General features: G+C 61.4%; 13 protein-coding genes. 3 read left to right on the plus strand and 10 right to left on the minus strand.

Annotation, left to right across the window (positions count from 1 at the left end):
* Window positions 1-20: 20 nt before the first annotated feature.
* From DBIPINDM_RS09960 to DBIPINDM_RS09975, 4 genes are all read right to left on the minus strand, one after another.
* Window positions 21-1,490: an aldehyde dehydrogenase family protein gene (locus tag DBIPINDM_RS09960; RefSeq protein ID WP_258585557.1), complete on the minus strand. Its 1,470-nt coding sequence runs from the start codon at window positions 1,488-1,490 to the stop codon at window positions 21-23.
* Entirely contained in the window at window positions 1,487-2,353 is an 867-nt protein-coding gene (locus DBIPINDM_RS09965; protein ID WP_258585558.1) for a carbohydrate ABC transporter permease, read from the minus strand. Before DBIPINDM_RS09965 ends, DBIPINDM_RS09960 begins: the two co-directional genes overlap by 4 nt.
* Window positions 2,353-3,258 (minus strand): carbohydrate ABC transporter permease, encoded by a 906-nt coding sequence (locus DBIPINDM_RS09970; protein ID WP_258585559.1) that lies wholly within the window; start codon window positions 3,256-3,258, stop codon window positions 2,353-2,355. Before DBIPINDM_RS09970 ends, DBIPINDM_RS09965 begins: the two co-directional genes overlap by 1 nt.
* A gap of 92 nt (window positions 3,259-3,350) precedes the next feature.
* Entirely contained in the window at window positions 3,351-4,691 is a 1,341-nt protein-coding gene (locus DBIPINDM_RS09975) for an extracellular solute-binding protein (RefSeq protein WP_258585560.1), read from the minus strand.
* A 282-nt stretch (window positions 4,692-4,973) separates the two neighbouring features.
* Between DBIPINDM_RS09975 and DBIPINDM_RS09980 the strand changes: the two genes are divergently transcribed.
* Window positions 4,974-5,963 carry a GlxA family transcriptional regulator gene (locus tag DBIPINDM_RS09980; RefSeq protein WP_258585561.1) on the plus strand — a complete coding sequence of 330 codons (990 nt, stop codon included), beginning with the start codon at window positions 4,974-4,976 and terminating at the stop codon, window positions 5,961-5,963.
* 420 nt (window positions 5,964-6,383) lie between these two features.
* Window positions 6,384-6,650 carry a helix-turn-helix transcriptional regulator gene (locus DBIPINDM_RS09985; protein ID WP_258585562.1) on the plus strand — a complete coding sequence of 89 codons (267 nt, stop codon included), beginning with the start codon at window positions 6,384-6,386 and terminating at the stop codon, window positions 6,648-6,650.
* Here DBIPINDM_RS09985 and DBIPINDM_RS09990 read toward each other — a convergent pair.
* The 3 genes from DBIPINDM_RS09990 to DBIPINDM_RS10000 form a co-directional block, all read right to left on the minus strand.
* Window positions 6,634-7,890, minus strand: coding sequence for a tyrosine-type recombinase/integrase (locus tag DBIPINDM_RS09990; RefSeq protein WP_258585563.1), 1,257 nt, complete (start codon window positions 7,888-7,890; stop codon window positions 6,634-6,636). The two genes, DBIPINDM_RS09985 and DBIPINDM_RS09990, sit on opposite strands and share 17 nt — an antisense overlap.
* A gap of 293 nt (window positions 7,891-8,183) precedes the next feature.
* Window positions 8,184-9,746 carry a glutamine-hydrolyzing GMP synthase gene (guaA, locus tag DBIPINDM_RS09995; RefSeq protein ID WP_258585564.1) on the minus strand — a complete coding sequence of 521 codons (1,563 nt, stop codon included), beginning with the start codon at window positions 9,744-9,746 and terminating at the stop codon, window positions 8,184-8,186.
* Window positions 9,747-9,802: 56 nt separating this feature from the next.
* On the minus strand, window positions 9,803-10,285 hold the full coding sequence (locus tag DBIPINDM_RS10000) for a MarR family winged helix-turn-helix transcriptional regulator (RefSeq protein ID WP_258585565.1): 483 nt from the start codon (window positions 10,283-10,285) through the stop codon (window positions 9,803-9,805).
* Window positions 10,286-10,369: 84 nt separating this feature from the next.
* Here DBIPINDM_RS10000 and DBIPINDM_RS10005 point away from each other — a divergent pair, with 84 nt between their 5' ends.
* Window positions 10,370-10,687, plus strand: coding sequence for a hypothetical protein (locus DBIPINDM_RS10005; RefSeq protein WP_258585566.1), 318 nt, complete (start codon window positions 10,370-10,372; stop codon window positions 10,685-10,687).
* 11 nt (window positions 10,688-10,698) lie between these two features.
* Here the strand turns inward: DBIPINDM_RS10005 and DBIPINDM_RS10010 are convergent, their stop codons facing one another.
* The 3 genes from DBIPINDM_RS10010 to DBIPINDM_RS10020 form a co-directional block, all read right to left on the minus strand.
* The gene (locus DBIPINDM_RS10010) at window positions 10,699-11,334 is read right to left on the minus strand and encodes a 5'-methylthioadenosine/S-adenosylhomocysteine nucleosidase (RefSeq protein ID WP_258585567.1); all 636 of its coding nucleotides are present in this window, start codon (window positions 11,332-11,334) and stop codon (window positions 10,699-10,701) included.
* Complete coding sequence (locus tag DBIPINDM_RS10015) at window positions 11,334-11,792, minus strand: PaaI family thioesterase (protein ID WP_023686843.1); 459 nt, start codon at window positions 11,790-11,792, stop codon at window positions 11,334-11,336. The genes DBIPINDM_RS10010 and DBIPINDM_RS10015 overlap by 1 nt, the downstream gene beginning before the upstream one ends.
* A gap of 137 nt (window positions 11,793-11,929) precedes the next feature.
* Window positions 11,930-13,219 carry an RsmB/NOP family class I SAM-dependent RNA methyltransferase gene (locus tag DBIPINDM_RS10020; RefSeq protein WP_258585568.1) on the minus strand — a complete coding sequence of 430 codons (1,290 nt, stop codon included), beginning with the start codon at window positions 13,217-13,219 and terminating at the stop codon, window positions 11,930-11,932.
* Window positions 13,220-13,404 lie beyond the last annotated feature (185 nt).

Below are 13,404 nucleotides of genomic sequence, written 5' to 3' on the forward strand. Positions count from 1 at the left end.
GGATGTCTTGATTTTCCGGCCTACAGCCGAATTCCGATGTTCTTGATGCTGAGATAGTTGCGGATGCCAGGCAGTCCGCGCTCACGCCCTACTCCGCTGTCCTTGATGCCGCCGGTCGGCGCCTGCACGCCACCGATGAACCAGCCATTGATCCAGACCGAGCCGGCCTCGACGTCGCGGGCGAATGTCAGGGCGCGGGAAATGTCGCGGCTGTAGACGCCGGCCACTAAGCCAAAGCCGAGACCGTTGGCCATTGCGAGAGCCTCCGTGTCAGTGTCGAAGGAGAGTGCGACGGCGATCGGGCCAAATATCTCCTCGCGCGCCAAGGCGCTGGCCGGATCGACGCCTTCGAATATCGTCGGCTCGACGAAATATCCGGCCTCCAGCCCCCGCGGACGATCGCCACCAAGCCGCACTGTCGCTCCCGATGCGCGGCCCCCATCGATGTAGGATCGAACCTTGGCATGTTGCTCCTTCGAGACCAGCGGTCCGAGATCGCAATTGTCGAGGCCTCTGCCGACGGTCATCCGGGCCGCGCCCTCCGCCAGCCGGTCGAGGAATTCCTCGCGGATCGATCGATGCAGCAGGAATCGCGACGACGAGGAACAGACCTGGCCGCTGTTCCCGAACGCACCGTCGAGCGCGTCGAAGGCTGCCCTTTCCAGATCGGCATCCTCGAATACCACCATTGGATTCTTGCCGCCGAGTTCGAGCACCACGGGCTTCAGCCCCTGTGCCGCGCCAGCGTAGATCTTGCGCCCGGTTTCGACCGATCCGGTGAAGGTGATGCCGCGCACCAGGGGATGCGAAACGAGCGCCGCCCCGGCGTCTTCGCCAAAGCCCGCCACGACATTCACCACGCCATCGGGCAATCCGGCCCTCTGGCACAGTTCAGCGAAGGCCAGCGCCGTGAGCGGCGATTGCTCGGCAGGCTTGATGACGACCGTGCAGCCCGCGGCTAGTGCCGGCGCCACCGAGCGCGCGACCATGCCCAGGGGATAGTTCCAAGGCACGATATGGCCCGTCACGCCAACTGGCTCCAGCATGGTGAAGTCGACGAAGTCGCGACCCAGCGGGATCGTCGACCCTTCCATCTTGTCGGCGGCACCGGCGTTGTAACGCAGCGTCGCGCACACGCCTCTGATGTCGCCGAGCGCCTCCTTGACCGGCTTGCCGACATCTAGCGTTTCGAGCAGTGCAAATCGTTCGGCGTCCGCTTCCAGCAAATCCGCCAGCTTGAAGAGCAGCCGTCCGCGCTCGGCCGGGCTCAAGTTGCGCCAGTCGCCATGCAGCGCGCGGTGCGCGGCCCTAACCGCAGCGTCGATATCGCCAGCGTCGCCGCGCGCCACGATTGCCAACACCGCTTCCGTGCTGGGATCGATCGTTTCGAATGTTCGACCGTCGGCGGATCTTCGCCACTTGCCGTCGATGAAATGCTGGCCTGGCAAAGGATCGACAAGATCGGTGCGGGAATAGGTTCGTGCCGTCATTGCTTCACGCTGCCCTGGGAAAGGCCCTGGATGAAATAGCGCTGCAGGAAACAGAACAGCAGCAGGCTGGGGATGCTCAGGATGGTCACCGCCGCCATGGCAACGCTATAGCCCTCGATCTGGGTCTGCGTTCCGACCACGGGCGTGAAGGCTGCCACGCCGACCGGAAGCGTCTTCATCGACTCGTCGAAGGTGACCAGGAGCGGCCACAGGAAGTTGTTCCAGTTCAGGGTGAAGATGATGACGGAAGCCGCGATTGCCGGCGCCCGGGCGAGCGGCAGCGCAATGCGGAAGAACAGGTTGAACGGTCCAGCACCGTCCATTTTCGCGGCCTCCTCCAGCTCCTTGGGGAACGACAGGAAGAACTGGCGGAAGATGTAGACGCTGAACACATTGCCGATCGATGGCAGGATGAGGGCCTGGTAGCTGCTTGCCCAGCCGATTTTCACAAAGCCAAGCAGCAGCGGGATCACCGAAACCTCGGTGGGTATCATCAGCGAAGCGAGGAAGATGTAGAACAGCGTATCCCGGCCGGGAAACCGCATACGCGCCAACGCGTAGCCGGCCATCGCACCGAACAGGACACAGAGGAAAGTCGATACCGTCGCCTGCACGACGCTGTTGAAGCCCCAGCGTATGACAGGATAGTCGAAGACCTTGATATAGTTGTTCAGGGTGATGCGGTGGGGAAGCCATTCGATGTCCTTGGTCATGACATCGCCCGGAAACTTGAAGGACGTCGACACCATCCAGACGAAGGGCAACGCCCAGAGAACGGCGACGGCCATGCCGAGCGGCCAGATGAAAAGATCCGCTCTCTCGAGGCCGCGCGCCTCGAGCTTTTGGTCCAGCCAGGCGGTCATCATGCGCGCTCCCTGAGGAGAAAGCGCTGGACCACGGTGATCGCCAGGATCAACACGAACAGCAAGAGGGAAACCGCGGCGGCGTAGCCGAACAGGTTTCTGACGATGGCGAGATTGTAGATGTAGTGGATCGGCGAGGACGAAGAGCTGGCCGGCCCGCCATTGGTCATGACATAGACCTGGCTGAAGATGCGCAGCGTTGAGATCAGCTGCAGCGTCACGACCATGCTGATGACAGGTCGCAGATGCGGCAGGATCACATGCTTGAAGCGCTGCCAGCGATTGGCACCATCCACCCGCGCCGCGTCGATGATCTCGCCTGGAATATCCTGCAAGGCGGCCAGGAACAGCACGAAGGCAAGGCCCAGATCCCACCAGACCGAGGCAATGCTGACGCCGATCAGCGACCAGCGCGTGGAGGTGAGCCAGGGGATGTCGTCGAAACCGAGAAAGGACAGGTAGTAGTTGACGAGCCCATACTGGGTGTCGAGCATCCAGACCCATACAAGCCCGATCACCGTCGCGGACACGACCGTGGGGGCGAAGAAGAGCGTGCGTGCCAGGCCCGATAGCGGATAACGCTTGTTGACGAAAAGCGCGAACAGCAAGCCGAGCCCGGTGACGCAGGGAACGATGACGAGGCCGTAGAGGAAGACGTTCTTGAAGGCGACCGCGACCCAGTGGTCGGCGAACGCCTTGTGGAAATTGTCGAGCCCCACCCATTTCGGCGTGCCAACGATGCTCCAGCGCGTGAACGAGACATAGACGCCGAACAGCACGGGAAGGATGTTGAACAGGAAGAACGGCAGCGCGAAGAAAGCGACGAGCAGATAGCCCGCGCGATCCGTCTCGTAACGCTCAGCGCCAAGTGCACTGCTCGCGCCTATGTTTGCAGCCATCGTCATCGTGATCTGTCCGTGATCAGAATTGTACAGCGGTCCGTCGCGGTGGAGGTCGCGACGGACTGACTTCCTATTGCCGGAGGAAGTCGGCAGGATCACCCTTCGTCGAGATCAGCCTGCCACTGCGTCTGGATCTGCTGCATTGCAGCGTCGATCGTCGTCTGCCCCGACCATACGCCCTCGAGCGTCTTGGCGAGAAAATTTCCACCTGAGTAGATCGTGAAGTTTGGACCATTCACCACCGGGATCTCGCCGACGGTGGCTATGCTCATTCCATCGACGAAGGCGCCGCGAATATCCCACGGGCTGCCGGCTGTCTTGTAGTCCGGACGCTCCAGGATGGATTTGCGCGGAGAAGCGCCGCGTCCGACCGTCGTCCACAGGAAGCTGTTGTCCGACAGCCATTTGACGGCCGCCATCGTTGCTTCGTGGCGCGCGGGATCAGCCTGTTTGTAGAATTCCAGGCCGCCCATCTCAAAATAGGTGACGTGCTTGGCGCCTATCTTGGGAAACAGCACCGTCTTGAACGGCAGTTTCTGCGCCACGTAGCCGGCAAGTGTCCAAGGGCCGGTCCAGAATACTGAGCCTTGTCCAGTGCCGAACGCCTTATAACGATCGGTGACGTCGCGGGTCGATACCTTGTGCTTGTCAAACAAGTCGAGCACCCATTGCATTGCCGCCTTGCCGGCTTCGGGGTTCACGCAAGCGGTCTTCAGATCATCACTGGCTCGCTGGAAGCCCATCTGTTCGGCGACGATGCCCCAGGTAACGGTGGGCTGTACGCCCGAGCCAGTCATCATGATCCCCGAGCGCGTGACCTTGTCGCCTTCGCGCTTGGTCATCGCCTTCGCCCATTCCAGTAGTGTGTCGCCATCCATCGGCGGCTTGCTGGCGTCGAGGCCGGCTTCCTTGACGTGATCGAGATTGATTTCAGGCTGCAGGCTCATCAGGTCCATGGGGACCATGAAGACCTTGTTGTCATATTTCGGATAGCGAGCGGCAGCGATCGAGCTCGCGCTGAAGTCGGCAAGATCGAGACCCGCGCCCTTGATGAGATCGTCGAGCGGTATGATGACCTCATCGCGCGCCAGCTGGGCCGACTTGCCCGCAGTGCCCCAGCCGAAGTCTGGCGCCTTGCCGGTGGCCGACGCTGCGAGAATCTTGGTAACATATTGCTCTTCTGGAACCACCTCCATGCGGATCTGGACGCCCTTGTCTTTGTGAGCATCGTTGAAAGCGGCAATCATCTTTGCCCACACCTCGCCGTCCGAAGCCGACAGCCAGCTCCAATGCACGATCTCGATCGGGTCAGCGGCCGAGGCGCGGCCGGTCCAGATGTGCGGAACGGCAAGACCTACCCCAGCGGCCGCAGCCGACCTTAGAAGCGTCCTGCGGTTCAGAGCAAAAGTCGATTTGTTCAATGAAGTCAAATCCATGACAATCTCCCACGCGGCATACGCTAGGCGCGTGCCACGCTCTGTTAGAGCTTATTTTTCTATGTTCCCTCGTCGAGGCGGTCCCAGAACGTGCTCTCGGCGTGGTGACAGTGTTGGCCAATCAGCCGCCCAAGAGTTGATCCACAGCGTCACATAATATATCTGGAACGCCATTGGCAATTTTCTCGGACGCTTGTCGTGGTCACAGATACGAATCCCGTCATAGCAGCCGCCTCCAACCGCCGGCCGCGGTTCGCCTTCCTGCTGCAACCCGAATTTCCCATGAATGCTCTCATCCTGGCGACAGAGTCGCTGCGCATCGCCAACCAGAACAGCGGTCAGGATCTTTTCGAATGGATCATGATTTCGGATTCGGGCGACTCGGTACGTGCGAGCAACGGCATGTGGATTGCCGCGAACCACGATCTGGCCAACTTTCCGCGCTGTGACTTTCTGGTCGTCCTGGAAGGCAATCTGCCGACGCAGAACATATCGGCCAACGTGCGCGGAGCCCTGCGCAATGCGTACCGGCATGGATCGATGATCATAGGCGTCGACACGGGCGCCTTCGCCATTGCGGCAGCCGGCCTCACGGGCGATCGCGAGGCGGTGGTGCACTGGGAGGCCGTGTCGTCCTATCTCGAACATTTTCCGGCGGCCGGGACAAAGAACCAGATTTATATCATCGATCGTCAACTCGCCTTTTGCGCCGGCGGAGTGGCGACGCTCGACATGATGCTGGATCTGATTGGAAGGCTGCGCGGGGCGACCCTCGCCAAGGAAGTCGCCAACGCGCTCATCCATACGCCCCGCCAAGGTATTCATCCGCAACGGACGGACGATGACGGCATTGGCGAGGCGCAGCCTTCGCTATCCCGCAGGATCGTGGCGCTGATGGAAGACAACCTCGATTTCCCGCTGTCGCCGAAGAACCTTGCCCGGCATCTCGGTATTTCCGTGCGGACACTGGAGCGCAGTTGCCTTCGGCAATTCAACCAGACCCCGAACCAGCTCTATCTGCGCTCGCGCCTGCAGGCGGCACGCAACCTGCTTTTCTACGAAGAGCGTGAAATCAAGGATGTGGCCGACGCTTGCGGCTTTTCCTACCCCTCGGTTTTCACCCGGGCCTTCAGCGCCCAGTTCGGCCAATCACCACGCGCGTTCCGCCGGGCGTTTCGCGAAACGCAGGTTACAGTCCGGCCAGAGATCGTCAGGATGTCCCGAAGTCGCCCGCCTAGCATGGAATCCACCGCCGACGAGGTGGGCGCATAGAGGGGGAGCAGAACGGCTATGAAGACGAGAGGCTCGTCACCTTGCTCGGCTTCGAACTGCTTACCCCAGATTCGTAGTTAAATGGGCTCAAATCGCTCAGCCGTAGCAGCGAAGCCGGAACTGGCAGTTCGATGGGTATGGGGAAAGGCGGTAGCGCTCTCCCGACTCGAACCCCCGAAAACTTCTGTAATTTGTTGGCGCACCCGACTGGCCCGAATTGTGAACTCTGCCATCGGCCGCCGGCGATTCGATGTCATCGCTGGCGCGTTTCGACTGCTATGTGAAAACCGGCACTCTGAAACGCGTTGGACCTGTCCCTTTCACAGGTCGAAACCGCCGATAACGCGACACCTGCGCTGGGGCTCTTTTCTAATCGAGGACTATCGCCTTCATTTTCGGCTCATTGTTGAGGAGTACGAGATGACCCGATCGAATGAAGAACCCCTGAAACGCACAATCCGCAGGCATCAACTGCGCGAAATGGTGCCGCTTGCAGACAGTACGATCTACGAAATGGAGCAACGAGGCGAATTTCCGCGACGCTTCGCTCTAACCCCGCGATGCGTGGTCTGGGATCTGAGCGAGGTTCAAGCATGGCTCGCAGCCCGCCGCTCAAAGCCGATCCTGCGCGCTCCAAAACCGGATCTGAAGCAGCGCCGAGCCCTGCTGGTCAGAGAGCCGGATTAGGCTCCAGGAGCGGCATCATCGGCGGGATGAGCGTCGGGACGAACTTCTTGCCGCCGACCCAGGCATCGATGATGTCCGACCATTCCTGCATCATGTGGCGGCGTTGCACCTCATATTCGGCCTTGTTGTAGACACCACGCGACGAGCGCCCGTCCTCGTGGGCCAAGCATTTCTCGATCCAATCGCTGTTGAAGCCAAGTTCATTCAACAGGGTCGAGCCCGTTCGCCGCAGATCATGAACCGTAAACGGCTCTAGAGGCAGTCCGTTCGCCTTCGCCCGTTCGACGACTGCGTAAGTGATCCGATTGAACGTAGCGCGCGACATCGGAGCGTCCGCATCATAGCGCGATGGAAGAAGGTATCTGGAATTTCCCGCACAGGTCTTCAGGGCAATCATGATGTCGAGCGCTTGGCGTGACAGGTAGACGTTGTGCGCCTTCGACCGCTTCATGCGTTCCTTCGGGATCGTCCAGACCGCATTTTCAAAATCGACCTCGTCCCACACCGCGTCTTGCAGCTCGCTCTTGCGCACCATAGTGAGCAGATAAAGCCGCATTCCCAAACGGATCGTGGGAAGTGTGGGGATGTGCTCAAGCTGCTTCAGCATCACGCGAATTTCGGAGGGCGAGAGCGAGCGGTCCTTTGGCACGAAAGTCGCAATCGATGCAGGCCCAACTTCGTCAGCCGGATTGGCAACCTTCTCTCCATGTAGGATCGCAAAGCTGTAAATCTGCTTTACGATATCGCGTACGTGAATAGCTGTCGCTGGAGCACCACGATCAACGATCCCGCCGCATAGGGCCCTTAGATCGTCCGGCGTGATCTCCGGCAGAAGGCGATTGCGCCAGACCGGAAGAAGCTCCCGTTCGAAAATGGCGCGCCGCATGGCGCGCGTGCTGTCGGCCATCGGCGCGGCTGTGAGCCATTTCTCGCCGAATTCGCCAAAACTCTTTGCCTCTTTCAGGCGGCGCTTGTTGCGCTGCTTCTCGATCGCCGGCGATCGCCCCTCGCCAATAGCGCGCTTCGCGTCGAGGCACTTCTCTCGGGCTAACGCGAGCGAGATTCCGTCTCTGCCGTATCTGCCTAGATAGACCGTCTCACGGCGTCCATTCAGCCTGTAATCCAGCCGAAACGAGATCGCGCCACTGGGCATGACGCGGACGTACATGCCGTCACGGTCAGCAATCTTATAGATTTCTTCTCTTGGTTTCAGTGCCTTAAGGGCGGCGTCCGTCAGCATACCCATTGTCTCCTGAAAAGTACCGTCAGTACAATTTCGAGGCTCCGCGGCAGGAAATTCCTTTTTTCTTCAATGCCTTAAGGTACAAAAAAGTACCGTCACGAGCCTCATTTGCTCCGACGGTACTCAGAAAAATTCATGCGGGCAATATGGGGAAGGTCCGTCAAGCGGTCCGTCAAAGCCAATCTCTGCGTGCCGATTGTCGCTGATTGTCCCTGCAAGGATATATTTTTGTTTTCAGTATGTTACGTCGCAGATTGGCGTATTTTCGGCGGCGTTTGAGTGGGTCTGAATCATTCCCACTCGATCGTACCCGGCGGCTTGGATGTGACGTCGTAGACGACGCGGTTGATGCCGCGGACTTCGTTGATGATGCGTGTGGCGGCAGCGCCCAGGAAGGCCATGTCGTAGTGGTAGAAATCGGCGGTCATGCCGTCGACCGAGGTGACGGCGCGCAGCGCGCAGACGAATTCGTAGGTGCGGCCATCGCCCATCACGCCGACGGTCTGCACGGGCAGCAGCACGGCGAAGGCCTGCCAGATGGCGTCATAGAGGCCGGCCTTGCGGATCTCGTCGAGATAGATGGCGTCGGCCTCGCGCAGGATCTCCAGCTTTTCGCGGGTGATGCCGCCCGGGCAGCGTATGGCGAGACCCGGTCCCGGGAACGGATGGCGGCCGATGAAGCTTTCGGGCAGGCCGAGTTCCTTGCCGAGCGCCCTCACCTCGTCCTTGAACAATTCGCGCAACGGCTCGACCAGCTGCATGTTCATGCGCTCGGGCAGGCCGCCGACATTGTGGTGCGACTTGATCGTCACCGACGGTCCACCGGTGAAGGAGACGCTCTCGATGACGTCGGGATAGAGCGTGCCTTGCGCCAGGAAATCGGCGCCGCCGAGTTTTTTGGCCTCTTCCTCGAACACTTCGATGAACAGCCGGCCGATGGTCTTGCGCTTCTTCTCCGGGTCAACCTCGCCTTCCAGCGCCGAGATGAATTTTTCGGAGGCATCGACCAGGATCAGCGGCAGATTGTAGTGCTGGCGGAACATCGCCACCACGCCGGCCGCCTCGTCCTTGCGCATCAGGCCATGGTCAACAAGGATGCAGGTGAGCTGGTCGCCGACCGCCTCGTGGATCAGCAGCGCCGCGACCGAAGAATCCACGCCGCCCGACAGCGCGCAGATGACCTTGCCCTTGCCGACCTGCTTGCGGATCGCCTCGACCGCGTGTTCGCGGTAGGCGCGCATCGTCCAGTCGCCCTCGATGCCGGCGATGTTGTGGACGAAGTTCCTGAGCAGCCTGGCGCCATCAGGCGTGTGCACCACCTCGGGGTGGAACATGATGCCGTACATCTTGCGCTCGATGCTGCCGAAGATGGCGAAGGGCGAGCTTTCCGACTTGGCGAACACTTCGAAGCCTGGCGGCAAGGCGATGACGCGGTCGCCATGGCTCATCCAGACCTGGTGCCTCTGGCCGGTCGCCCACAGGCCCTCGAACAGCGGGCTGTCCTTCTCGATCTCGACGAAGGCGCGGCCGAATTCGCGATGATTGGAGCTTTCGGCGACGCCACCCATCTGCACGCACATGGCCATCTGGCCATAGCAGATGCCAAGCACCGGCACGCCGGCGTCGAAAACGATCTGCGGCGCGCGCGGGCTGCCAATGTCAGACGTCGAGGCCGGACCGCCCGACAGGATCACAGCCTTCGGATTGATGCGCTTGAACGCGGCTTCGGCCGACTGAAACGGCACGATCTCGGAAAACACGCCTGCCTCGCGGATGCGGCGGGCGATGAGCTGGGTAAACTGGCTGCCGAAATCGACAATCAGGACGGTGTCGGGATGATTGGCTGTTTTCATGGCGAGCGTTTAGAGAAAGAAATGAGTCGGCGCAATGGGTTACAAAGCCGCGCCGTTCACTGAACGCCAGCCTTTTTATCGCTGGCGTCCGTCTGCCCGGCATCGAGTGTCCGCAAAGCGTCCATCAGCGCCGCGAACCGCTGCTGGCCGATGCGCTCGATGTAGCCACGCTCGATCTGGAGCTTGATGCGGTCGCCATCGCGCAAGGCATCCAGACCCATGCGCGTGTAGTCGACAAGCTTGCCGCGCCCGTCCCGCGGATCGGGCAGACGCTGCACCACGCCCTCCGCTTCCAGACCGTCGAGCAATTGTTGGACCGCCTGCTTGGAGATTGCCGAGCGCTCGATCAGCGCCGCCTGACGAATGCCGCCGCGGGGGATATGTCCCAGCAGCCCGGCGCGCGCTTCGGTGAACCAGCCGTAGCCGGCGGTGCGCATGGCGGCAGCGAATTCGGCCTGCCAGGCACGGCTTGCCTGCCACAGGCGCCAGCCGACATGGTCGGGCAGCGCTTCGGTTTTTTCGTCAAGCTCCTTGACCACTTTATTGCAACTCCATATAGTCAAGATACTTGACGACTTTCCTTGCGTCGAGCGCTTTCGAACTCAAACCTTTGGGCAGGGACAATGACAATTCTGAACAAGGACATGCTGGCCATTATCATGATCGGCACCACGCATGTCGTCGACATGGGCGGCAAGAGCGCCTTCATCCACTACGAAACCGCGGACCGGGCGCATATGCTGCTGCCGGACGGTACCCGTTTCCATGGACTTTGGACGCTGCAAGACGATGGCTACAAGGTCGAATGGCAGGACGGCCCCACCGGCTGCTGGAAACTCGATCACACACCGGGAGCCATCGACTATGTCGATGCGACCGGCATTGTGCGCGGGCGCATCTCGCGCATCGATTTCGGCGATCCTCAGAGCCTCGCGGCTTGACCTGGTTGCGCTCAGGCGCCGAGCAGGCCGTCACTGACCGCCTGTTCGAGCCGCCCGACCGCGTCCGCCAATTTCTCATCTATGACATGCAGATATTCGGTCCAGTCGCCGACATGCCGCAGATCAGCCGCGCCGTCGGAAATGCCGCGCAGCCCGATCAGGGGCACATCGAACAGCTGACAGGCGCGCAGGCAAGCGAAGGTCTCCATGTCGACCATGTCGGCGGCGATTGCATCATAGGCAGCGCCGGTGACGATGGCGCCGCCGGTCGACAAAGTGGCTTGCTTGATTTCAGGAATACGGAACGGCAGCGGCACGGTGACCGGCAGGTCGAGAAACGGTGTCGCGCCTTTCTCGAAACCCAAGGGCGAGGCATCGATATCGCGATAGCTGACGGAGACGGCCTGATAGATTTCCGTCTGTTCCAGGGTCCGGCTGCCGGCTGAACCGAGCGAGACGACGAGATCGGGCAGCGCCTTCTGCGACTTCAACCAGGACAGTTCGGCGCCGAGCCGGACACCGGCCTCGACCGGGCCGACGCCCGTCATCAGCGGCGTGAACAGTTTTTGCAGATGCGGGCCATATTCGGCCTGCGCCGCCATGACGAAGAGGACATCCTTGCCGCCAATTCGCGTAACGTTGGCCATCAGCCAGCGATCCCATCGCGGCCAACCACCGTCATCATCGTCCCCGTCATGGTGGCGATCAGTTTGGCCTCGCCGTCGGCGGCGAAGGCATAGGCCTGGCCGTCGGCGACGATGATGGTGCGGCCGGGCTTGGTCACCGAGCCACGAAACAGGAAGCGCTCGCCCCTGCCCGGCGCCAGAAGGTTGACCTTGAACTCGATGGTCAGCACGCCGGAGTTTTCCGGCATCAGGGAAAAAGCTGCATAACCGCATGCCGAGTCCAGCGCCGTCGAAATGACGCCGGCATGCAGGAAGCCGTGCTGCTGGGTCAGCGCCGCCGAATAGGGCATCTCGATCTCGATGATGCCGGGGGTCACCAATGTCAGCTCGGCACCGATCGTCGCCATCGCCTGCTGGCGCGCGAAAGACGCCCTGACACGATCCTCATAGTCCGGAGCCGGTACGATCTTTGCTGCCATCGCAATTGCCTTCGTTTGTCTGGCAAAGCTTATTGCAGAGGGATCGGCAGCAGGCAATCTCAATTGCTGCACTGCAACAATCCGTCTCGTCGGCCGTCATGGGTTGAGTGGCCGGCGATATTGGGGATCGGGCAGGCTCAGTTGGTCCGGCGCAGCGCGCAGAAATAAAACCCGTCAGTTCCGCTCAGCAATGGCGACAGTGAAATATCGCCGGCGGAGCCGATCCGCGCGGCCGCCTCGTGGCCCGGAAAATGGCGATCCCACAACGCTCGGTGATCGACCGGGGCAAAACCGCCGCTGCGCTCGCGAAACGCGGCGATCTGCTCGCCATTCTCCTCGTCGAATACCGAACAGGTGATGTAGACCAGCAGGCCGCCGGGTTTGACATACACCTTGGCGGCATCGAGGATCGCCGACTGTTCGCCCTTGCGAGCGTCGAGCTGTCTTTGCGTCAGCCGCCATTTGGCGTCGGGACGGCGCCGCCAGGTGCCGCTGCCGGTGCAGGGTGCGTCGACCAGAACGATGTCCATATGATTGGCGAGCGGCGCGAGTTCGGCGGGCTTGGTGACGACCTGCACATTGCGGTTTTCCGAGCGGCGGATGCGGTCGAAGATCGGCGCCAGCCGCGCGTTTTCGGCATCATGGGCAAAGATCTGGCCGCGGTTGTCCATCGCTGCCGACAGCGCCAGTGTCTTGCCGCCAGCGCCGGCGCAGAAGTCGAGCACCTGCATGCTGGCCTCGGCGCCGGCAAGTGTCGCCGCTATTTGCGAGCCCTCGTCCTGGACCTCGAACCAGCCTTTCTGGAAGGCTGGCTCGGACTGCACGTTCGGGTGCCTGCCGTCGCCGTCGATGGGCGGAATGCGGATACCGAGCGGCGCGATCCGCGCGGCCTGCGCCCCGGTGCCGGCCAGTTCCTTGAGCACCTTGGCGCGATCGGCCTGCAGCGTGTTGACCCTGATGTCGAGCGGCGGGCGCGTCGCCAACGCCGCGCCCTCGCCGACCCATGTCTCGCCAAAAGCCCGTTCGAAAAGCGGTTCGCACCAATCGGGTATGTCGGCCCGCACCGCGGCTGGCGCGTCGGCAAGCCGGCGACCGGCGATCGTCTGCAACTCGGTGGCGCTGAGCAGCGGCGGCGCGAACTTGTCGCCATCGAGCGCGTCGTTGAGCGACTGCGCCGTCTGGTTCCATTCGAGCAGCAACGCGCCAAAGCCGATGGCGCGTGGCGTGTCTTCGCCGAGCAACCAGCCGGCGGAACGCTTGTGGCGCAGCGCGTCGTAGACAATGTTGCCGATCGCCGCGCGATCACCGCCGCCGGCGAAGCGATGCGACAGGCCCCAATCCTTCAGCGCATCGGCCACCGGCCGGTGACGCCGGCCTATGTCCTCCAGCACTTCGATGGCCGCAGCCAGCCGTCCGCCCAGTCGCATTGGTCATTCCATCAAATCGAACACAGATCTTTCGGCCTGCTCTTAGAGCCTTTCGCGTCCGGATTGAACCCCGCTCCGTCTCGCGACGAAGAGGCAGCTTGAAATCTGTCCGATCCATAAATATCCCCGGCCGGCAACAGCAGATCGATCAATAGATGATAGGTCTCTAATGTTCGTAACTGGCG

The sequence above is a fragment of the Mesorhizobium sp. AR02 genome (assembly GCF_024746835.1).
GTDB lineage: Bacteria > Pseudomonadota > Alphaproteobacteria > Rhizobiales > Rhizobiaceae > Mesorhizobium.